Genomic DNA, 20,013 nt, shown 5'->3' with positions numbered 1-20,013 from the left:
AGGGTAGAATTGGCACATTATTATATGGAACCATCCCGCACATTTAGCGAATTCCTTCTTATTCCTAACTTGACGCTGAAGAGCAGCACGCCTGCTAACGTATCGCTGAAAACCCCGATCACAAAGTTTAAAAAAGGCGAAGAGCCGGCAATTTCCCTTAATATACCGTTCTCATCGGCGGTCATGCAGTCTGTATCGGACCATAACATGGCGACTGCACTGGCTAGATGCGGCGGTATTTCTTTTATTTTCGGTTCCCAGTCGATCGAAGACCAAGCGGCGATGGTGCGCAAAGTAAAAGAATATAAGGCGGGCTTCGTCGTCAGCCGTTCGAACCTGAAGCCTGAGCAGACGCTGCAGGACGTACTCGACCTTAAGGAAGAAAACGGGCATTCGACCGTTGCGATTACCGAGGACGGCACATCGACGGGCAAGCTGCTCGGCATCGTAACGAGCCGCGATTATCGGCTTAGCCGAGATGCGCTGGACAAGCCGATCCATTCGTTCATGACGCCATTCTCTTCGCTTATCTATGGCAAAGCGGGCATGTCGCTGCCTGAGGCGAATGATCTGATTTGGGACAACAAGCTGAACTGTTTGCCAATCGTAGACGAGCAGCAATATTTACAGCATCTTGTATTCCGCAAGGATTACGATTCCGATAAGGAAAACCCGCTCGGATTGCTCGATGAGAACAAAAGCTACATCGTTGGCGCAGGCATTAACACGAAGGACTATCTGGAACGTGTGCCAGCACTGGTTGCAGCTGGGGTTGACGTCTTGGTTATCGATTCGTCCGACGGCTATAGCGAATGGCAATATGAGACGGTCAAATGGGTGAAGCAAAACTTCGACGTGAAGATCGGAGCAGGCAATGTCGTTGACCGTGAAGGCTTCCTGTATCTGGTCGAATCGGGCGCAGACTTCGTCAAGGTCGGCATTGGCGGCGGCTCGATCTGCATCACGCGCGAGCAAAAAGGCATTGGCCGAGGCCAGGCATCCGCGATTATCGAGGTTGCGGAAGCGCGTCAGCAATACTATGAAGAGACAGGCATTTATGTGCCAATCTGCTCCGACGGCGGTATCGTACACGATTATCACATCACGCTTGCGCTCGCCATGGGCGCAGATTTTGTGATGATGGGCCGTTACTTCGCTCGGTTCGACGAGAGTCCGACGAAGAAGCTTAAGGTGGGCAACAATTTTGTGAAAGAGTTCTGGGGCGAGGGCTCAAACCGTGCGCGCAACTGGCAGCGGTATGACACGGGCGGCAAGTCCGGCCTCGTATTCGAGGAAGGCGTCGATTCCTATGTGCCTTATGCGGGGACATTGAAGGAAAACCTGGACAAAACGATTAGCAAAATCAAATCTACGATGTGCAACTGCGGCTCGTTGTCGATCGAAGAGCTGCAGCGTACAGCCCGCATTACGCTTGTCTCCGCGACGAGCTTAGTTGAAGGCGGAGCCCATGACGTAATGCTGAAAGATAGCACGATGTCTGGCGAATAAGGCTTATATTTCCAATAGCTGCTCATGCTGCGTTCATTTTTGGACCTCATGGGCGGCTTTTATTTGGTTATCAACACAACCATATGGTATCATTATTGAAAACGCTCAATGTTAAGTGAACGTGAAGTAGAATTGTGGAGGGGTTTGTCATTACTAACGTCGTGTCGAATGATGCTATGGCTATGCTGGAGAAAACAAGCCGCACTTTTTATATTCCCATTAGCCGACTGGTGCCTGGTCTGAAGGAGGCCGTAACATCGGGCTATCTCTGTATGCGCGCCATCGATGAGATCGAAGATCATGAAGAGATGGATGAGGCGCTTAAGAGCGAGCTGCTCAGCGGTATTCAGCAAGCGCTGGAATCGGATAATCCGCTTGAGCAGACGGATAAGCTGCTGGCGCCGCACAAGGATGTACTGCCACCTGTGACGATGCAATTGAATGATTGGCTGAAGCTTTGCCCTCCAACTGCTACTCCGATTGTGTATCGTTACACAGCGATGATGTCGCAGCAGATGGCCGAGTGGGTGCATACGGGCTGGAGCATCAAGACGGAAGAGGATCTCGATCGGTATACCTACAGCGTAGCTGGCATGGTGGGAGAGATGCTGTCCGAGATGTGGCAATGGTTCGACGGCACGAAGTCGGATATGAAGAAAGCCGTCGCTTTCGGCAGAGGGCTGCAAGCGGTGAACATCATGCGCAACCGTGATGAGGATCTGAAGCGCGGCGTCGATTTCTTCCCGGAAGGCTGGAGCTTTAAAGACATGCTGCAATATACGAAACGCAACCTGAAGGTAGCGGATGATTACATTGCGGAGCTGAAAGACGGTCCTGCGACCAGCTTCTGCAAAATTCCGCTGGCGCTTGCGCATGCAACGACCAAGCTGCTCGCCGCAGGCGGCAATAAGCTGACTCGTGCTGCCGTGTTGAAAATCGTTGGTCAATTTAATTAATGGCTCTTATGAAGGCGGCGGAATGGCGGCCTTCTTTTTTGTTTTCTGAAATTATCCATTTACATTTCTATAAATATAGATATAATAACGTTATGGATATTTTATCGATCATAAAGGCGCTATCCAACGAGAGCCGGTACAGCATCCTTCAGTATCTGAAGCAACCAGAGAAGCATTTTCCGCTGCAAATTCATCTGCAGGACGAGGACGATTTTGCAGGCGGCGTATGCGTAGGCGCTATTGCAGAGAAAGCTGGCTTGGCGCAATCCGTAGTGTCTGGATATTTAGCTAAGCTTCAACAGGCGGGACTGTTGGAATGCCGCCGCATCGGGCAATGGACCTATTACAGACGCAACGAAGCGGGTATTCAGTCGTTCATCGAACATTTCAAGGATGAGCTGTAAGGGTGAATCACGACATCTCAGATCATGTAAGGTAAGGCGAACAGGAGCATTTGCTCCCTTTCTTTACGGTATTACATCTATTTTTATGTATATATAGATAAATAGAAGAGTGGAGGAATTCCAATGTCGAATCAACAAGCCAATGAAGTGACTGTTGCGCAAGCCGCACCATTATTCAAGCCATTCTCGCTAGGAAAGCTGCAATTGCGCAACCGTATCGTGATGGCGCCGATGACCCGTGCCTTCTCGCCCAATGGCGTACCAGGCGCTAACGTAGCAGCATACTACCGCCGCCGTGCAGAGAACGGAGTCGGCTTGATTATTACCGAAGGGACGCTCATCGCGCACCCGGCGGCGACAGATGATCCGAATGTGCCGAATTTCCATGGCGAAGCGGCATTGCAAGGCTGGGCAGAAGTCGTCAAGCAGGTGCATGAGGCTGGCGGTCGCATTATCCCGCAAATCTGGCATGTCGGCATGACGCGCAAGGTTGGAAGCCAACCCAATCCTGAGGCGCTTCCAGTCGGTCCATCTGGGCTTGATTTGCATGGCAATAAGGTAACGGAGCCAATGACGAAGGAAGAAATTGCACAGCTCGTAGCCGCTTACGCGCAAGCCGCAGCTGATGCGAAACGAATAGGCTTTGACGGCGTCGAGATCCATGGCGCGCATGGCTACCTGATTGACCAGTTCCTCTGGGAGCAAACGAACAAGCGTGAAGACGAATATGGCGGCAGCCTGGTGAAGCGCGCTCGGTTTGCGGTCGAAGTTGTTGCCGCTGTTCGCGAAGCCGTAGGGCCGGATTTCCCGATCGTGCTGCGACTTTCGCAATGGAAATCTTCCTCGTATACGGCTAAGCTTGCGCAAACGCCGGAAGAGCTGGATCAGCTCCTGTCGCTGCTCGTGCAAGCAGGCGTAGATATTTTCCACTGCTCGACTCGTCGATTCTGGGAGCCGGAATTCGAAGGCTCTGTGCTGAACTTTGCAGGATGGACGAAGAAGCTTACGGGTAAGCCGGTCATTACGGTTGGATCGGTTGGCCTAGATGGCGACTTTACTAGCTTGTTTACGGAAGGCAAGGGGGCAGGGAATGCTAATCTGGACGGGTTGCTTAATCGTCTGGAGAACGAAGAATTTGATCTCGTTGCCGTCGGCCGAGCGCTGCTTGTCGATCCCGCATGGGCGGACAAAATCCGTACGGGCCGCATTAGCGAGTTGATTCCATTTACGCCAGAAGCGCTGGGTTCGCTTAGCTAACCTGCTTTTGTTTGAACATAAGGTTGCCCCGAAGCCGTTAAGGCGAGGGGGCGGCCTTATTTTTTTGAAGTGGAAATTTATGAATACGTCAAATCCACGAATGTGATCGAGCAAATCGAAGATACTAAGAGAGAACAGTCAATGTAAGCGTTTCTTTCATGCTTTTCCTTGGACATAACCCTGAATTTTAAACCGAATCGTCGCTTTACAGTGTCTCTCAGCAGGAGTATGATTCAATTCGTAGATTCCTGTATCGCTGAATTCTGCAAGAACAGAAACGGGGGAACCATCGAGACTGGCATTATTGTTAAGCCAGAACGTATCCAGTCTCAGGGGTGAATTGCTCGCAAGTGGAGCATAGGGCTACTTCAAAGCCCGAATCCGACAGCTAACCTCGTAAGCGTACTGAAGAGGAACTTAACGCTGCTTTTCGTTTTTTTTGAGAAGCCGTGGGAAAGTTCTGCTTTCCTGCGGCTTCTTTGTTGTGTTCACTTTACTGGAGAGGTCTTGATGAAACGATGTACAGCAGGTTTAAACGACTCGTCATCGGTCGCCCGATGAAAAGTTCAGAAATTGAAGGGGAAAAGCTTGGGAAGCTGAAGGCGCTAGCCGTCCTGTCGTCGGATGCCTTGTCATCGGTTGCATACGGGACAGAGCAAATTCTAATCGTGTTAATGGCTGCCGGCTTCGCAGCGCTATGGTATTCGATTCCGATTTCAATTGCAGTATTAGGCTTGCTGCTTGTACTGATCTTGTCTTACCGGCAAACGATATTCGCCTATCCGTCAGGCGGCGGGGCTTATATCGTAGCCAAAAATAATTTAGGCGTATCCACCGGATTGCTTGCAGGCGGCTCGCTGCTGGTCGATTATATTTTGACCGTTGCCGTAAGCTCATCAGCCGGAACCGATGCGATCACGTCGGCGTTTCCTTCGCTCCATGATCATCGCGTGCTGATAGCGATCACGATGATTTTGTTCCTGACCATCATGAACTTGCGCGGCGTAACGGAGTCGGCTTCTGTGTTAGCCATACCGGTGTATGTATTCGTCGGGGCGATTTTCGTCCTCATCATCTCGGGTGTAATCAAATATGCAACAGGCGGCGCGCATGCCGCAGTTCCGGAGATGGGCTCCACCGTATCAAATATTAGCTTGTTCTTGCTGCTTAAAGCGTTCAGCTCAGGCTGCTCGGCCTTAACAGGCGTCGAAGCCGTATCGAATGCGATCCCGAACTTCAAGAAGCCTGCGGAGCGCAATGCAGCGGCAACCCTAATGTTAATGGGCGGCATCCTTGGGGCAATGTTCATCGGAATCAGCTTGCTCGCTTATTGGTATGGCATTAAGCCGGACCCGAAAGAAACGGTCGTTTCCCAAATCGCGGATGCAACATTCGGGCGCGGCATCTTGTATTATGTCATTCAAGGCATTACCGCATTAATTTTATTCCTGGCAGCGAACACCGCTTATTCCGCATTCCCGCTGCTTGCGTTCATGCTCGCGAAGGATAAATACATGCCGCATGCGTTCAAGGTTCGCGGCGACCGACTAGGCTTCTCGAACGGCATCATCTTCTTAGGCGTGCTGTCAGCAATCCTCGTTATCGTGTTCCACGGCGATACGGAGAGCTTGATTCCGCTCTATGCGGTTGGCGTATTCATTCCGTTTACGTTATCCCAGCTAGGGATGATGGTACGTTGGGTGAAGCTGAAGCCTAGCGGCTGGGTGTTCAAGTTCATCATTAATACCATTGGCATGCTGACGACGCTCGCCATTACGCTTATTTTTATTTTCACGAAATTCAGTCAGGTGTGGATGGTGTTCATCTTCCTCCCAATCGTCATGTATCTGTTCTACAGCATCTATCGACACTATATGAATACGGCGGAGCAGCTGCGCATTAACCCGCTGGAAGAGCGCCCAGTGCTCAAAGGAAGCACGATCGTTGTTCCTGTCGCTGGCATTACGAGGGTCGTGAATAACTCGCTTAGCTATGCCAAGTCACTCACCGATAATGTCGTTGCTGTTTACGTAGGCTTCGATGATGAAGAGATTGAGCGGATGGAGAAAAAATGGGAAGAGTGGAATCCCGGTGTCCGGCTGATCGTACTTCGTTCAAGCTACAGAAGCATCATCCGTCCGATCGTTCGGTTTATCGAAACCGTCGAATGGCGCGCTTCCGAGACCGATCATATTACCGTTTTGATTCCGCAATTTATAACGAAGCATTGGTGGCATTATATTCTTCATAATCAATCGGGACTCATGCTTCGCGCTTACTTGATTAACCAGAAGAACGTCGTCATTACGACCGTTCCTTATCATCTCACTAAATAATAGCGAAGAGGATGTGCGCTATCGTCAACCAGTTGACGAGTGCAACATCCTCTTTTTATGGGATCATTCAAATTCGGGGAAGGAACGATTCTAGAAATGCAGTGGCGCTAAACGGATGACCGATTGCGTGCAGGAAATGCAGGGTGACACCCAATACAGACAATGCGAGGTAAACGAATAGCTCTTTTTTGGGCGGCGATTGCCGGGCATAATACGCAAAACTAATGGCAAGCAGCATAACGACTGCACTAAGAACCAGCATTAGACTCGACTCCTTGGCAAGAGCAAGTATGCAGCAACGAGCAGCAGCGGGATCAATACGCCATATATCGAGTTGTTAAATAGCGTATAATGCGAGATCCATTCGTGATTTTCAATGATGTTCCCATGCATATGAAGCGAAAGCGCAGAGACGATTACAGCTAGCGGAATTGCTGTTTTACCGCGATCCTGTATGGAAAACAAATGGGAGAGGCCAAGAACAGCGCAATAAAAATTTAATGCGAGTTTAATAAAGACGAATGTGAGCCATCCGATTGAAATCAAAGCCTCCAAATGTTCAAGGAATGGGCTGATTTCTAGTTCTTGGGCCATTTTGAACAGTGGATATGTAATATGGGAAGCGCGCGTTACGCCAAGGACACCGATTACGATAAACGTAATAAATGCCAGTATGAACGCAGCAACGAAGGAGCCCTTCAGATAGGCAGATACAGGCCGCTGTTCCACGAACGGGAAGAGCATAAACAAGGTAAATGCATCCATATAAGGGAATGCGATCAGAAGACTGGATTTGTAAAACATCCCATGCCAGTCGATTGGAAGAACAGGAGCAAACCGCGACCAGCTCCACGTTTTAATGGATAAGATGAAGAAGATTATGAATGAAATGAGCAGCAGCGGCATGAAAAATTCGGTTGTGCGGGCGATCGATTCGATCCCCTTGATCGTGGCGTACACCGTAATGACTAGAAAGCATGACCCGAACACTAATTCATTCGTATTCGTGAGGAGCGTGATTGACATGAAATCGTCCAAGTTATTAATAACCCATGCGCAAATAAGCACGGATTGAAAAATGAGCAGCATGCCCACAATACTTCCCGCGATAGGTCCTAGTATGCTTCGGGCGATTTGGACGAGATTCTGCTTTGGAAATTTGACTGTAAGGTAAACCCACAGCAAAGAGCTTCCGATACCGACAACCCCTGTCCAGAGCGGAATGAACCAGCCGTATTGCTTGGCATTGCCGATCAAGGCAGGAGGAAGCAGGAAATATGCGGTGCTTACGGTGGTGAACAAGACGAGCAATTGAAATTGTCGATACGATATCGTTGCGGTTTCCACGGTTAACTCCCTCCTTGGTAAGGCGATAAAAGGATGCCTGTTTTAATGATGGAAGAATCAACGGTTACCGAAATTTCCGTTTCTACCCATGCGTTTGCATTAGCTTTAATAGCTGCCCATTTAGGGGATATTTGGTTGGCAAGCCGTTCCTGAATATTTAACAAATCCCATTCGTTCTTATTCGCCAGCTTGATTAAGGCAAGTGCCCTTTTTTTCATTTCCTTATTGAACTGTTTTTCCAGCATGTGTAATGTTTTTGTGCTCAGCTGTTCCTTCTGGTCGATGGAGATCAGCTCAAGCTTCGGCTTGACAACGATATCCAGTTTGGGCAGCCCATCATGAATGGTTAGGTGATAAGCGACTCTCGGTTTGCCTTTCATTTGCAGCTGCGCGGAGTCGCCTTCGTTCCATTTGATATCTTGAATAAACGATTTGTTGGCGCCAAGCAGAAAGAATAGCGTCTCCAGCTGATTCGCGTGCAGCTCGCCTATTGCATGTCCCTGCTTCATAATGGATGCGCCAATGAACTGGAAATTGCCTCGATTGCCTTCAATCGACTGGAACCGTTTCGTCGTTGGGTAGGGCTTGTTGCCGGATAAACGAATGATCGATACGTAAGTTAGCCTGTTATTCTCGAAGTTCTCTAACAGCGTCTTCACGGTTGACTTATTGTCCGACGCGCCTGTTACCTCATATTGCAGCTCTTCAATGCTTCTTAATTCTTTGCCTGGATTCATTTCGATCGGCACGTAAGTGTTCATCACATCCTTCAACGGACTTTTCGTGACAAATATAGTGGTTGCCATGCGTCGCCGGGAATCGCTCTCCAGAAAATTCAATAAATTGCCGATCCCATGCTTCGCTAATCGCTCCGAGACGATGTAGGCTTGAAAATGGCTGATAAAGAGCTTGCGAGATAACGTCTGTGTCGCTAAGCGTGAGAATTCTGCCCATGATTTTCCTTTAAACTCATACGTATAGAGCGGAGAGCGAGCGCTGCCGCTTTTCGACCCGGCGACGCCATTCGGATTAACAATTTGATAATAAGCCTGATAGGATCCATCATCATTCAGATCGACCCCAACCATATCAACAATCGCCAACTCATTGAGCTCGTTATAATCTTTGCAGCCTTGCATCAAGCAGCTGAGGAAGATCAGGGTCATCAGTGAAATGCTGCGAACGATTCGCTTCATGTACCATTACCTCTTCGGTTTTTTCATTTTGTCCCATGGCGCTCGCAGCAAGGTGTCCTTGAATCGGCTAGGAACTACAGGTGCGAGTGGGGAGAGGTAGGGCTCTCCGGTCGTTTTGATCGAAACGAGATGGACGACTAACAGCAGCGTACCGCAGAATACGCCAAACAGACCGAGGCAAACTGCAAGTAACATATATACGAATTGAATAATTCGTTGGCCCATCCCAAAGTTGAACGAGGGGGAAACGAAATTGGCAATAGCCGTAATGCCGACGACAATGACCATAGCAGCAGAAACCAATCCCGCCTCGACTGCTGCTTGGCCGAGTACGACAGCTCCCACTATCGAGATCGCTTGTCCCATGACGGTTGGCATGCGAATGCCCGCCTCGCGCAGCAGCTCGAACATGATGAGCATGATTAATGCCTCGACTAATGAAGGAAACGGAACGCCTTCCCGCTGCGCCGACAGGTTGATTAACAGCGAGGAAGGAATCATTTCCTGTCTGTAATTGGTTAATGCGATGTAGAGGCAAGGCGTGTACACGGACAAGAGAAATGAGAGCATGCGAAGCCACCGAAAGAGCGTAGCGTACATCGATCGTTGATAGTAATCTTCGGCGCTGACGAAGAACTGAAAGAAAGTGACCGGCACAATCAGGCAGCTTGGCGTGCCGTCGGTTAATATGGCAATTTTGCCCTCGATTAAATGCGCGCTTACGACATCGGGTCGTTCCGTGTTCAATAGCCGCGGGAAAGGAGTGAGCTCTTTATCCTCAATCCACTCCTCGATATTCGCGCTCTCAAAGATCGCTTCGGTTGAGATGGCGCTCAGCCGATCGCGATACGTCTGAATGCGTGCCTCTGACGCTTTTCCTTTCATATAGGCAAGCAAAACTTTGGTTCTGGTCGCTTGTCCAATCTCGTAGCTCTCGAATTGGAGATCGGAAGATTTGATCCGATTGCGGATAAGGGAGACATTCGTCATGATGTCTTCATTAAAGCCTTCTCCGGGGCCGCGGACGGTTTTCTCGGATTTGGGCTCTTCAATTGCCCGATGCTTAAACTTCGCCACATCACAAATATAAGCTTGCGGATCGGATGAGACGAGCACGACGCTTCGTCCTTCCATCAGGCTGGCTATCAGCTTATCGATAGCAGCTTCGGCGGTAAATGAGACCCCTGAAAGCCGATCGCGAATGCGTGCGTGCTTTTGCTCGGCAGCCATCTCGTCGTTAAAGTGAAGATCAAGGAGCGGCAGCAGCATGAACGTTTGAATTTGATCCTTGTCAGCAAGCGTGTCCAAGTAGGCGCAGACGATCATCAGATCAGCATCAACGTGAAACTGATGGGTTTTATAATCGGGTTGCGTCGCTAGGCCCTGTTTAATCGCTGCTTCGAATTCATCCAGAAGTGACATTGCGGCAACCCTCCCAGCCATTTAAGCTTAACATTCCCATCCTTTTCCTAGATATGCGCAAAGCATGGCGAAACACCCGCTCTCCGGTTGGAAAGCGGGCAGCAAGCAAATGCTGGCCAATTCAGTCGCGGCCCGCCATGTACAGCAGCTTCGCGACATGGTGGGGCTCAGTCTTGGCTGTCGTCATATGATCGCCATGGCCTTTGATCAATCGGAATAGCCCTAATCGGCTGGACATTTTGGGATGCCAGCTGTACGCAGCGCCAAGCTGCGGCATTACTGCATCTTCGGTCAAATCGACATAGCTTCGCGGTATCGTTAGTTTATAAAACGTTGTCAGATCGAGCTTCTCATATAGAGGACCAGCTGGCTCAGGGGAAATGCGAGCGTACAAATACTTCGCTTGCTCTAATGTTGCGAGATTTACGAAGTTTTCTCTGAACAGCGGGAAGGGCAGCATGATCGTATTGTTGCCGGACGCTTTGCGTACTTGATCGAATGCCTGCTGGGCAGCGGGAGGAAGCTCGTCGTTCGCGCTTTCGCCATTATTTAGAACAAATGCGTTCCAGAACACGAGCCGCTTGATCCGTTCAGGCACGAGCTCCGCCGTTTTCTGCACGACCGTGCCTCCAAAACTGTGTCCGACAAGGACGATATCCTGCAATTGATGCTGGATGATATAGTCGGCGACCGCTTGACTTTGCATGGCGTGCGTCACGTTTTTGTTCAAGTCGCTGCCATGACCGGGGTATTCCGGCGCATGGACGTTATGCCCCATATGCCTTAATTGCGCTGCTATGCCGTCCCAAAAGCTCGCATCCGCCCATGCGCCATGCACAAGGACGAACGTAAGCGGTTGAATATACGCGTGAGGATGAATCATGATGTAAAGTTCCTTTCCAATCGTGATAAGCTACCATATGCCCTGTTCATCGGAAAGGTAAATAAAAGTTGCAGCTTCGGTTGTCCTTGTTGTAGGATGAGGGACAAGGAACAGGGTGAGGAGAATCGCGATGAAAATTAATGTGGAACCCGCTGTAGCTCAGTGGTATATTGACGAAATGGGGCTGAAGCAAGGCGACCAGCTGCATATATTCGTCCGGCTGGGCGGCTGCGGGAGCGTTCAGCCTGGCATGTCGCTTGGCATTACGAAGGAGCCTTCACAGGCGCCGCGCCTGAAGCACGTCAGCGAAGGAATCGAATTTTATATGCTGGAGGATCAGCTTTGGTATTTGGATAATAAGAGCTTATCGCTTCAGTATAACGAGAAAGAAGAAGGCGTTGGCTTCTACGTTTCTTAAAGAATGGCATAGATGGAAGGCATGCATGGGCCGATGGTTCATGCATGCTTTTTTTCATACAGGGTTAAACGATATAAGTTTACATAATATTATTTATGTAAATTAATATTTCCTGCAAGCTCGCAGCTGTTATATAGACATGTTCTGCATTCATATAGATAGGGTAAGCGCAGACATCGTCGAACCTTGTCCCAAAGAAGCAGCCAGCATGATTACGAAGGGTCAAAGGGGGGAGGGGGTTGCGGTTTCAGCTAACAGAAGAGGCAGAGATGACGCGAACTGTTCTGCAGCAATTTGTAAGGGAGCAGGTTGCGCCAGCTGCTGTTGCCCGTGATGAGGCTCATCTATTCGATCGGGCTCTATTCAAGCAAATGGGCCAGCTCGGCTTGACTGGCATTTTGTTCCCGGAGCGTTATGGCGGCGTAGGCGGCGATAAGCTCACTTATGCTGTTGCGCTGGAGGAAATCGCGAAGGGTTGCGCTTCGTCAGCAACAAGCTTGGCGATGCATACCGTTTATTGCGCGTGGCCGATCTATCACTTTGGTGCTGAACCCATTCGTGAGCGGGTGCTCATACCGTTGGTGCAGGGAACCGCCTTAGGCGGAGCATGTTTAGCTGGCGTCACGCGGCAGTCAGAGCATGGGACCAACGGAGCCTCGGTTACTGCAGATGAAGCTGGCGATTGGATTCGGCTGAATGGTTCGCATCCGGTTATGCTGCATGCCGGTTATGCGGATACGTACGTGATCTGCGCTCCAATGGCACGGAATCGGCAATGGAACATGTTACTAATCAATGATCAGGAAGCGGGCCTGACTTTAAAGCCGACTGTACAAAAGCTAGGCTTGCATGCAGTGCCAGTTGCAGAGGCGTTATTTCAAAATTGCACCATACCGCGCGAGCAGCGCATTGGCAGGTTTGGGAGCGGAGCTAAGGCTGTTTCGACGATGCTGCAGTTAGGACAGCTGAGTGCAGCTGCAATCGCAGTCGGCATTGCGCAAGGCGCGCTCGACGAGGCAACTGCATATGCGAAAACACGAAAGCAATTCGGCGTGGCGATCGGCCGCCAGCAAGGCATTTTATTTAAGCTGGCCGACATGTCCGTTCGAACGGAGGCGTCACGGCTGCTTATCTATCAGGCTGCTTGGCAGCTCGATGCCGGTCTTGATAGCTCGCGCGCATGCGCAATTGCGCGGCGTTATGCCGCAAGGACAGCCGTAGCCGTAGCGACGGAGGCGGTTCAGGTGTTCGGCGGGTACGGTTATATGCGCGAATATCGAGTGGAGCGCTATATGCGGGATGCGAAAGGGATCGATTCTGATTTTATGCTGGGCGGCATGATTGTCGAGGAGGAGCTACGAATTTTGCAATAGTTTAGGGGGCGGCACCATGCGGGGAACGGTCATCGTAAACGGTGCACGGACGGCATTCGGGAAGCTGGGGGGCGTGTTTCAGCATGTATCTGCAGCAGAGCTAGGTGCCGCTGCGATAAGGGGAGCGTTGGCGACTAGCGGAATTGAAGCTTCTCGAATCGACCATGCCGTCATGGGAATGGTGCTGCAGGGCGGAGCCGGACAAATTCCATCGCGGCAGGCAGCGCGGCTTGCCGGACTGGCTTGGGAGGTACCGTCCGAAACAGTGAATAAAGTGTGCGCCTCCGGTATGCGGGCGATCACGATAGCTGATCAAATCGTGCGAAGCGGTGCGGCGCAAGTGCTGGTCGCCGGGGGAATGGAAAGCATGAGCAGCGCCCCTTTCGCCGTGCCATCCGCACGATGGGGCGTGCGGATGGGCCATGCCGCACTTACCGATCTGATGCTGTATGACGGCTTGTTGTGCGCATTCGACAATGTTCCCATGGCTGCTCACGGCAATGCGGCTGCCGTGCGGCACGGCATAAGCCGTGAAGAGCAGGATGAATGGGCGCTGCGAAGCCATGCATTAGCTGTTGCGGCAGGCTGGCAGGGTAAATTCGCAGAGGAGATCGTACCTTTCGATTCATCTGGAAGTCGGATCGACGCGGATGAATGCCCGCGACCAAGCACGAGCATGCAGAAGCTTGCCAAGCTTGTTCCGATTCTTGATCGAAGTGGAACGGGGACCATTACGGCAGGCAACGCGCCAGGCGTTAATGACGGCGCAGCAGCAGTTGTCGTCATGTCAGCGGAAGTTGCCCAGCAGGAAGGCATTAAACCGTTGGCTGTCATTATCGGGCATACGTCAATTGGCGCGGAGCCGCACCAGCTAGCGGAGGCTCCGGCACTAGCCATTCGAAAACTGCTGCAGCAGACAGGCGTTACTTTGCCCGATATCGACTTGATCGAGGTGAACGAGGCATTCGCGGCAGTAGCTTTGACCTGCGGGCGCATGCTGCAATGGGATGCGGAACGGGTGAATGTCAACGGCGGCGCAATCGCGCTTGGGCATCCGATCGGCGCGAGCGGCGCCCGCATCGTGTTAACGCTTGCCCATGAGCTGAGGCGACGAGGCGGAGGACTGGGCATCGCAGCGATTTGCAGCGGCGGCGGCCAGGGCGATGCGATAATGATTCGCGTAGACGGATGATCGCGATGAAGAAGGTGAAACCATGACGGTTCGAGCCGTAACGGTTATTGGTGCGGGGCAGATGGGTCGCGGAATCGCCCAGACGCTGCTGCAGTACGGATTTGCAGTGACGCTGTACGATATTCATGAAGCCGCAGTTGCGCGAGGTGTCGCAACGATTGCAGAGGCATTCCGGCGTCAGGTCGGCAAGGGTCGGATTGCTGAGGAGCAAAAGGAAGAGTGGCTGGCGCGATTGGCGGCAACGACGGAGCTGACAGCTGCCGAGGATAGCGAAATTGTAATCGAAGCTGCGCCAGAGCAGCTTGAAACGAAGCTTGCGTTGTTTCAAGCGCTGGATCGGATTTGCCCGTCGCAAACGATCCTTGCCTCCAATACCTCTTCGATTTCGATTACAGCCATTGCGGCAGTCACTGACCGAGCCGATCGGGTCATTGGCATGCATTTTATGAATCCGGTGCCGGTGATGCCATTGGTGGAAGTGATACGCGGCTTACGCACGTCTGACGATACGTTTGCCAAGGTTGCCGACTTAGCGGTCCAGCTGGGTAAAGCGCCAGTCGAGGTGCGCGATTATCCCGGTTTTGTCTCGAATCGGCTCTTAATGCCCATGATTAATGAAGCGATTTATGCGGTGTACGAGGGCGTAGCCGAGCCAGAGGCGATCGATCAAGTGATGAAGCTGGGAATGAATCATCCGATGGGGCCGTTGGCGCTTGCTGATTTGATCGGGCTCGATACCTGTCTTGCCATCATGGAGACGCTCCACGAAGGCTTCGGCGATAGCAAATACCGGCCCTGCCCGCTGCTTCGCCAATATGTGCAGGCAGGCTGGCTCGGACGCAAGAGCGGCAAAGGCTTTTTTCAATACGAAGAACGGAGGTAAGCCGCTCATAGGAAAAGGGGTGCGGCAATGGAGCTCCGATTTACGGAAGAGCAGGAGAGGATTCGACAGAAGGCGCGGCTGTTTGCAAGAGACGAGATAACGCCAAACATTGCGCGGATGGAGGAGGACAGCGATTTCTCATTCCCGGCGGATCTGGTTAAACGTATGGCGGCATTGGAGCTAATGGGCATTCCGGTGCCTCGGAAGTGGGGCGGCGCAGGCGCAGATTTTATTGCCTACATTGCGGCGATCCATGAGATTGCGAAGGTGAGCGCAGCTGTCGGCGTTATTTTGTCGGTGCATACCTCAGTTGGCACGCTTCCGATTGTGTACTACGGCACTGAGGAGCAGCGCAACGAGCAGGCTCGAAAACTTGCTGCCGGGCAGTGGCTTGGCGCATTTGCGTTAACGGAGCCGCATGCGGGCTCTGATGCAGCTTCCATCCGGACGCGGGCCGTGAAGGATGGCGATGAGTATCTGCTGAACGGGACCAAAATGTTTATTACAAACGCAGGCGCAGCCGATCTGTACATTACGTTCGCCGTTACAGATCCGAGCCGCGGTCCAGGCGGCATTACCGCATTTTTGCTCGAACGGGGCGTTCAAGGCTTCATCGTCGGCAAAAAGGAGAAAAAAATGGGCCTTCACGGCTCCAACACCTGCGAATTGAGGTTTGAGGATGTGCGAATTCCGGCATCGCAGCGGCTTGGCGAGGAAGGGCAGGGGTTCGCCATTGCCAAAGGCTCGCTTGACGGCGGAAGGATCGGCATCGCCGCGCAGTCGCTTGGCATCGCAGAGGCTGCCTTGCAGCTGATTCAGTCAGCGATCTGCCCTACGCTGCCGAATCGGGCCCGGTCAACGCCACTGATTCGCAGCGTGCATCACAGACATAAGAGCATTAGCGCTGAAATGGCGGAGCTTGCAGAATTAACGGCACAGGTCGAAGCCGCACGGCTACTCGTCTATCGGGCAGCCTTCCTGCGCCAAGAAGGGTTGCCGTGTACGAAGGAGTCGTCGACAGCAAAGCTGTTCGCATCCGATACTGCGGTCGAAGTGGCAGGCGCGGCCGTTCGTTTGCTCGGAATGAAAGGCTATACGAAGGCGTCTCCTGCTGAACGCCTGTTTCGCGATGCGAAGGTAACGCAAATCTATGAGGGAACCAACGAAATTCATCGCATTGTAATCGGCAATCAGCTGCTCAGATAGCTTGGCGGAGGTGAAACGATGCGTCAAAGTGCCGGTCAACGCCTGCGCAGCGCGGTTGAAGCGGAGCGCCCCTTGCAGGTCGCAGGAGCAATTAACGCCTATGCGGCCATGATGGCGGAGCAGGTCGGATTTCGAGCGTTATACGTTTCAGGGGCTGGCGTAGCGAATGCTTCTTTCGGCTTGCCGGATCTTGGCATTACGAGCTTGAACGATTGTGTCGAGGACGTTCGGAGGCTGAGCAGCGTGACGGAGCTGCCCATTCTGGTCGATGCGGATACCGGCTTCGGCAGCGCCTTTCAAATTGCGCGAACGGTTCAGCAGATGGAGCGCGCAGGCGCGGCAGGCATTCACATCGAAGACCAGGTCGCAGCCAAACGATGCGGCCATCGCCCGAATAAAGCAATCGTCAGCCAAGCGGAGATGACGGATCGTATTCGAGCAGCGGCAGATGCGCGAGCGGACAGCCAGTTTGTCATTATGGCACGGACGGACGCGCTGGCAGTCGAAGGCATCGATCGCGCGATTGAACGGGCGCGCGCATGCGTCGAGGCAGGAGCCGATATGATTTTTCCAGAGGCGGTTACGCGACTGGAAGATTACAAGGCGTTCGCGGAAGCCGTTCAAGTGCCGGTGCTTGCGAATATTACGGAGTTTGGATTAACGCCGCTGTTTACGACCGAGCAGCTCGCTTCCGCAGGCGTTGGATTAGCGCTTTACCCGTTATCCGCCTTTCGCGCGATGTCGGCCGCAGCCCTTCTCGTGTACAAAGCAATTCGCGAAGAAGGGACGCAGCAGTCCGTTATCGACCGGATGCAGACGCGCTCCGAATTGTACGCATTCCTTCATTATCTCGATTATGAACAGCGGCTTGATCGATTGTTCGGCATAGAGAAGGGAGTGGATTAGATGGTCATTAAAAAAGCCGGAGGATTGTCAGATGTAGTAGCGGGGAAGACCGAGATCGCGACGGTTGGCAAAAAGGGCAGAGGATTAACCTATCGCGGGTATGCGATTGAGGATTTGGCGCAATCGGCTTCCTTCGAGGAAACGGCTTATTTGCTGCTGTATGGCAAGCTGCCCAATGAGGTGGAATTTGAAGCCTATAAGAGCAAAATGGCGAAGCTGCGCGGCCTGCCAGCAGGGCTGCGCGTCATCCTCGAGCAGCTTCCTGCTCATACGCATCCGATGGATGTGATACGTACAGGCGTTTCGGCGCTTGGCGCCTTCGAACCAGAGAGAGACCGTCAGGAAGTGCGGGAGGTCGCAGACCGTTTAATTGCAAGCGCCGCTTCCATTTTGCTGTATTGGCGCCACTTTCATCTGGATGGTATTCGAATCGACACAGAGACGGAAAACGAGAGCATCGCCGGCCATTTTTTGCAGCTGCTGCATGGGAGGAAGCCGGATGATCTGCATGAAGAAGCGCTTGATATCTCGCTTACGCTGTATGCGGAGCATGAATTTAACGCGTCGACATTCGCAGCGAGGGTGACAGCGTCGACGATGTCGGATATTTATTCGGCGGTGACGACAGGTATCGGAACACTGCGCGGATCGCTGCATGGCGGAGCTAATGAAGCTGCAATGGAGCTAATCGATGCATTCGCCACACCGGACGAGGCGGAGATGGGCGTACAGCAGATGCTCGTGCAGAAGCGGCTTATTATGGGCTTTGGCCATCGGGTGTATACGGTATCCGACCCTCGTTCGGATATTATGAAACGAATATCGCAATCATTGTCCTTGCAAGCCAATGACTGGCAACTCTATCACATTTCCGAGCGAATCGAGCAAGTGATGCAGCGCAAAAAGAAGCTGTTCCCAAATCTTGATTTCTACAGCGCGTCTGCGTACCGGCTAATGGGTATTCCCACTTCGTTGTTCACGCCGATCTTTGTCATTGCCCGCATGAGCGGCTGGATCGCGCATATTATCGAGCAGCGCGATAACAATCGGATCATTCGTCCAATCGCCGAATATACGGGACCCGAGCAGCAGCCATGGATTTCAATCGAAGGACGTGCCTGATGTCAAGCTCGATCCCGAACAATCGGCCCGATCCGGATCAGCTATTAACAGATATTGCTAGTTATGCAGCGGAAGCTGCCATCGAAAGCGATGAAGCGTATGTTACCGCGCGATATTGTCTAATGGATACGCTGGGGTGCGGATTGCTGGCATTGCGTTACCCGGCTTGTACGAAGCTGTTAGGCCCAACCGTTCCTGGCACCATTGTGCCTAACGGCGTCAGGATTCCAGGCACCTCGTATGAGCTGGATCCTGTAACCGCTGCTTTTAACATCGGCTGCATGATCCGTTGGCTCGACTACAACGACACATGGTTAGCGGCGGAATGGGGGCATCCGTCCGATAACTTGGGTGGGATACTAGCTGCAGCTGATTATCAGAGCAGGCAAAACGTCGCTCGCGGCGGTCAGCCGCTCATCATGAGGGATGTCCTTACTGCCATGATTCAAGCGCATGAAATCCAAGGCGTTCTTGCGCTTGCGAACAGCTTCAATCGAGTGGGTCTGGATCATGTCATCCTTGTCAAAGTCGCTTCGGCTGCTGTCGGCACGCGGTTGCTGGGCGGCACGAAGGACGAGATTACGCAAGCGATCTCCCATGCGTGGGTCGACGGTCATCCGCTGCGGACGTATCGGCATTCGCCGAATACGGGCACGCGCAAATCATGGGCAGCTGGCGATGCGACGAGCCGGGCGGTGAGGCTGGCGCTAATGGTGCTCAAGGGAGAAATGGGGTATCCGTCTGTATTGACGGCTCCGACATGGGGGCTGCAGGATGTGCTCATGAAAGGGAAGCCGCTTGTGATGAATCAGCCTCTCGCGAGCTATGTGATGGAGAATGTGTTGTTCAAAATCTCGTATCCAGCTGAATTTCACGGCCAAACGGCCGTCGAATGCGCCGTCCGCCTGCATAAAGAGGCGATTGGAAGGCTGGATGAGATCGATCGGATCGAGCTGACGACGCATGAGTCAGCGCTTCGTATCATTGATAAGACAGGACCGCTTCATAATCCCGCGGATCGGGATCACTGTTTGCAATATATGGTGGCGATCGGACTGCTGCATGGGACGCTGGAGGCTGATCATTACGAGGACTCCGCCGCAGCGGATCCGCGAATCGATGAGCTGCGGAGCAAAATGGTTACGATCGAAGAAAGCCGCTATTCGCGAGATTACCTAGATAGCCAAAAGCGTTCGATCGCGAATGCCATCCAAATTTTGTTCAAGGACGGGACGGCCACCGAGCGAATTGAAATCGAGTACCCGATCGGCCACCGGAGGCGCAGGGCAGAAGGCATCCCGCTGCTGGAGCAAAAGTTCGAGGCGAACGTGCGAACGCGGTTTGCCGATAAGCAGGCGAGAGCAATCTTGGAGCTATGCAGTGATCAAGCGGCGTTGGAGCGGATGCCGGTGCCGCAATTTATGGAGCTTTTTGTGGTCTAGCCCGCAGAAATAAAGCCAGCATAGGCATGCATAGAGTGCAAATGAGCACTCTTATTTTTTTGTGTGTAAAAGTTCGTTATATATATTCAATAATCGTTAATAGCTTATATATTTTTCGATCGTTATGTCCTGTAACATGTTTGTTACATCATAAAGATCTG

18 protein-coding genes and 1 riboswitch are annotated in these 20,013 nt (G+C 52.1%); of the genes, 13 read left to right on the top strand and 5 right to left on the bottom strand.

All coding sequences use genetic code 11. From position 1 onward, the window contains the following. Positions 1-9 precede the first annotated feature (9 nt). The 5 genes from PAECUDRAFT_RS05395 to PAECUDRAFT_RS05375 all read left to right on the top strand — a co-directional run bounded on the left by PAECUDRAFT_RS05395 (position 10) and on the right by PAECUDRAFT_RS05375 (position 6,462). The gene (locus tag PAECUDRAFT_RS05395; RefSeq protein ID WP_006037105.1) at positions 10-1,509 is read left to right on the top strand and encodes an IMP dehydrogenase; all 1,500 of its coding nucleotides are present in this window, start codon (positions 10-12) and stop codon (positions 1,507-1,509) included. A 176-nt stretch (positions 1,510-1,685) separates the two neighbouring features. Continuing rightward, positions 1,686-2,465: a squalene/phytoene synthase family protein gene (locus PAECUDRAFT_RS05390; protein ID WP_040711699.1), complete on the top strand. Its 780-nt coding sequence runs from the start codon at positions 1,686-1,688 to the stop codon at positions 2,463-2,465. 92 nt (positions 2,466-2,557) lie between these two features. After that, positions 2,558-2,869, top strand: coding sequence for an ArsR/SmtB family transcription factor (locus tag PAECUDRAFT_RS05385; RefSeq protein WP_040711696.1), 312 nt, complete (start codon positions 2,558-2,560; stop codon positions 2,867-2,869). Between the two features lie 123 nt (positions 2,870-2,992). Next, positions 2,993-4,126: an NADH:flavin oxidoreductase gene (locus tag PAECUDRAFT_RS05380; RefSeq protein WP_006037102.1), complete on the top strand. Its 1,134-nt coding sequence runs from the start codon at positions 2,993-2,995 to the stop codon at positions 4,124-4,126. Positions 4,127-4,370: 244 nt separating this feature from the next. Then, a riboswitch (cyclic di-AMP (ydaO/yuaA leader) is annotated at positions 4,371-4,544 on the top strand. A 100-nt stretch (positions 4,545-4,644) separates the two neighbouring features. Further along, positions 4,645-6,462 (top strand): APC family permease, encoded by a 1,818-nt coding sequence (locus PAECUDRAFT_RS05375; RefSeq protein ID WP_006037101.1) that lies wholly within the window; start codon positions 4,645-4,647, stop codon positions 6,460-6,462. Between the two features lie 67 nt (positions 6,463-6,529). Here the strand turns inward: PAECUDRAFT_RS05375 and PAECUDRAFT_RS05370 are convergent, their stop codons facing one another. The 5 genes from PAECUDRAFT_RS05370 to PAECUDRAFT_RS05350 form a co-directional block, all read right to left on the bottom strand. Beyond that, positions 6,530-6,724, bottom strand: coding sequence for a hypothetical protein (locus tag PAECUDRAFT_RS05370; protein WP_006037100.1), 195 nt, complete (start codon positions 6,722-6,724; stop codon positions 6,530-6,532). Further along, positions 6,724-7,809: a GerAB/ArcD/ProY family transporter gene (locus PAECUDRAFT_RS05365; protein WP_006037099.1), complete on the bottom strand. Its 1,086-nt coding sequence runs from the start codon at positions 7,807-7,809 to the stop codon at positions 6,724-6,726. Before PAECUDRAFT_RS05365 ends, PAECUDRAFT_RS05370 begins: the two co-directional genes overlap by 1 nt. A 2-nt stretch (positions 7,810-7,811) precedes the next feature. Continuing rightward, positions 7,812-9,005, bottom strand: a complete 1,194-nt coding sequence (locus tag PAECUDRAFT_RS05360; protein WP_006037098.1) for a Ger(x)C family spore germination protein — start codon at positions 9,003-9,005, stop codon at positions 7,812-7,814. Positions 9,006-9,011: 6 nt separating this feature from the next. Beyond that, a complete protein-coding gene (locus tag PAECUDRAFT_RS05355) occupies positions 9,012-10,427 on the bottom strand; it encodes a spore germination protein (protein WP_006037097.1) in 1,416 nt (471 codons plus the stop codon). 121 nt (positions 10,428-10,548) lie between these two features. Then, entirely contained in the window at positions 10,549-11,310 is a 762-nt protein-coding gene (locus PAECUDRAFT_RS05350) for an alpha/beta hydrolase (RefSeq protein WP_006037096.1), read from the bottom strand. Positions 11,311-11,440: 130 nt separating this feature from the next. Between PAECUDRAFT_RS05350 and PAECUDRAFT_RS05345 the strand changes: the two genes are divergently transcribed. From PAECUDRAFT_RS05345 to PAECUDRAFT_RS05310, 8 genes are all read left to right on the top strand, one after another. Further along, on the top strand, positions 11,441-11,728 hold the full coding sequence (locus PAECUDRAFT_RS05345) for a HesB/YadR/YfhF family protein (RefSeq protein ID WP_006037095.1): 288 nt from the start codon (positions 11,441-11,443) through the stop codon (positions 11,726-11,728). Positions 11,729-11,967: 239 nt separating this feature from the next. Next, a complete protein-coding gene (locus PAECUDRAFT_RS05340) occupies positions 11,968-13,101 on the top strand; it encodes an acyl-CoA dehydrogenase family protein (protein WP_006037094.1) in 1,134 nt (377 codons plus the stop codon). Positions 13,102-13,117: 16 nt separating this feature from the next. Continuing rightward, positions 13,118-14,293, top strand: coding sequence for an acetyl-CoA C-acetyltransferase (locus tag PAECUDRAFT_RS05335; protein ID WP_006037093.1), 1,176 nt, complete (start codon positions 13,118-13,120; stop codon positions 14,291-14,293). A 22-nt stretch (positions 14,294-14,315) separates the two neighbouring features. Next, a complete protein-coding gene (locus PAECUDRAFT_RS05330) occupies positions 14,316-15,176 on the top strand; it encodes a 3-hydroxybutyryl-CoA dehydrogenase (protein ID WP_006037092.1) in 861 nt (286 codons plus the stop codon). Between the two features lie 27 nt (positions 15,177-15,203). Further along, positions 15,204-16,382, top strand: coding sequence for an acyl-CoA dehydrogenase family protein (locus tag PAECUDRAFT_RS05325; RefSeq protein ID WP_006037091.1), 1,179 nt, complete (start codon positions 15,204-15,206; stop codon positions 16,380-16,382). Positions 16,383-16,400: 18 nt separating this feature from the next. Beyond that, entirely contained in the window at positions 16,401-17,288 is an 888-nt protein-coding gene (gene prpB / locus PAECUDRAFT_RS05320) for a methylisocitrate lyase (RefSeq protein WP_006037090.1), read from the top strand. Next, entirely contained in the window at positions 17,289-18,410 is a 1,122-nt protein-coding gene (gene prpC / locus PAECUDRAFT_RS05315) for a bifunctional 2-methylcitrate synthase/citrate synthase (protein WP_006037089.1), read from the top strand. It abuts the gene before it with no gap. Then, the gene (locus PAECUDRAFT_RS05310; protein WP_006037088.1) at positions 18,410-19,852 is read left to right on the top strand and encodes a bifunctional 2-methylcitrate dehydratase/aconitate hydratase; all 1,443 of its coding nucleotides are present in this window, start codon (positions 18,410-18,412) and stop codon (positions 19,850-19,852) included. The genes prpC and PAECUDRAFT_RS05310 overlap by 1 nt, the downstream gene beginning before the upstream one ends. Positions 19,853-20,013 lie beyond the last annotated feature (161 nt).

The organism is Paenibacillus curdlanolyticus YK9 (assembly GCF_000179615.1).
In the GTDB taxonomy this organism is placed as follows: domain Bacteria; phylum Bacillota; class Bacilli; order Paenibacillales; family Paenibacillaceae; genus Paenibacillus_T; species Paenibacillus_T curdlanolyticus.
The sequence above is the reverse complement of the archived record's forward strand: the minus strand, read 5'-3'. Positions and strand labels throughout refer to the sequence as shown.

Bases quoted from the DNA above. Each gene is read 5' to 3' on its own strand.
- prpB (WP_006037090.1), top strand. From the start codon at position 16,401: ATGCGTCAAAGTGCCGGTCAACGCCTGCGCAGCGCGGTTGAAGCGGAG.
- PAECUDRAFT_RS05355 (WP_006037097.1), bottom strand. From the start codon at position 10,427: ATGTCACTTCTGGATGAATTCGAAGCAGCGATTAAACAGGGCCTAGCG.
- PAECUDRAFT_RS05370 (WP_006037100.1), bottom strand. From the start codon at position 6,724: ATGCTGGTTCTTAGTGCAGTCGTTATGCTGCTTGCCATTAGTTTTGCG.
- PAECUDRAFT_RS05345 (WP_006037095.1), top strand. From the start codon at position 11,441: ATGAAAATTAATGTGGAACCCGCTGTAGCTCAGTGGTATATTGACGAA.
- PAECUDRAFT_RS05325 (WP_006037091.1), top strand. From the start codon at position 15,204: ATGGAGCTCCGATTTACGGAAGAGCAGGAGAGGATTCGACAGAAGGCG.
- PAECUDRAFT_RS05375 (WP_006037101.1), top strand. From the start codon at position 4,645: ATGTACAGCAGGTTTAAACGACTCGTCATCGGTCGCCCGATGAAAAGT.
- PAECUDRAFT_RS05350 (WP_006037096.1), bottom strand. From the start codon at position 11,310: ATGATTCATCCTCACGCGTATATTCAACCGCTTACGTTCGTCCTTGTG.
- PAECUDRAFT_RS05390 (WP_040711699.1), top strand. From the start codon at position 1,686: ATGGCTATGCTGGAGAAAACAAGCCGCACTTTTTATATTCCCATTAGC.
- PAECUDRAFT_RS05330 (WP_006037092.1), top strand. From the start codon at position 14,316: ATGACGGTTCGAGCCGTAACGGTTATTGGTGCGGGGCAGATGGGTCGC.
- PAECUDRAFT_RS05335 (WP_006037093.1), top strand. From the start codon at position 13,118: ATGCGGGGAACGGTCATCGTAAACGGTGCACGGACGGCATTCGGGAAG.
- PAECUDRAFT_RS05385 (WP_040711696.1), top strand. From the start codon at position 2,558: ATGGATATTTTATCGATCATAAAGGCGCTATCCAACGAGAGCCGGTAC.
- PAECUDRAFT_RS05380 (WP_006037102.1), top strand. From the start codon at position 2,993: ATGTCGAATCAACAAGCCAATGAAGTGACTGTTGCGCAAGCCGCACCA.
- PAECUDRAFT_RS05310 (WP_006037088.1), top strand. From the start codon at position 18,410: ATGTCAAGCTCGATCCCGAACAATCGGCCCGATCCGGATCAGCTATTA.
- PAECUDRAFT_RS05360 (WP_006037098.1), bottom strand. From the start codon at position 9,005: ATGAAGCGAATCGTTCGCAGCATTTCACTGATGACCCTGATCTTCCTC.
- prpC (WP_006037089.1), top strand. From the start codon at position 17,289: ATGGTCATTAAAAAAGCCGGAGGATTGTCAGATGTAGTAGCGGGGAAG.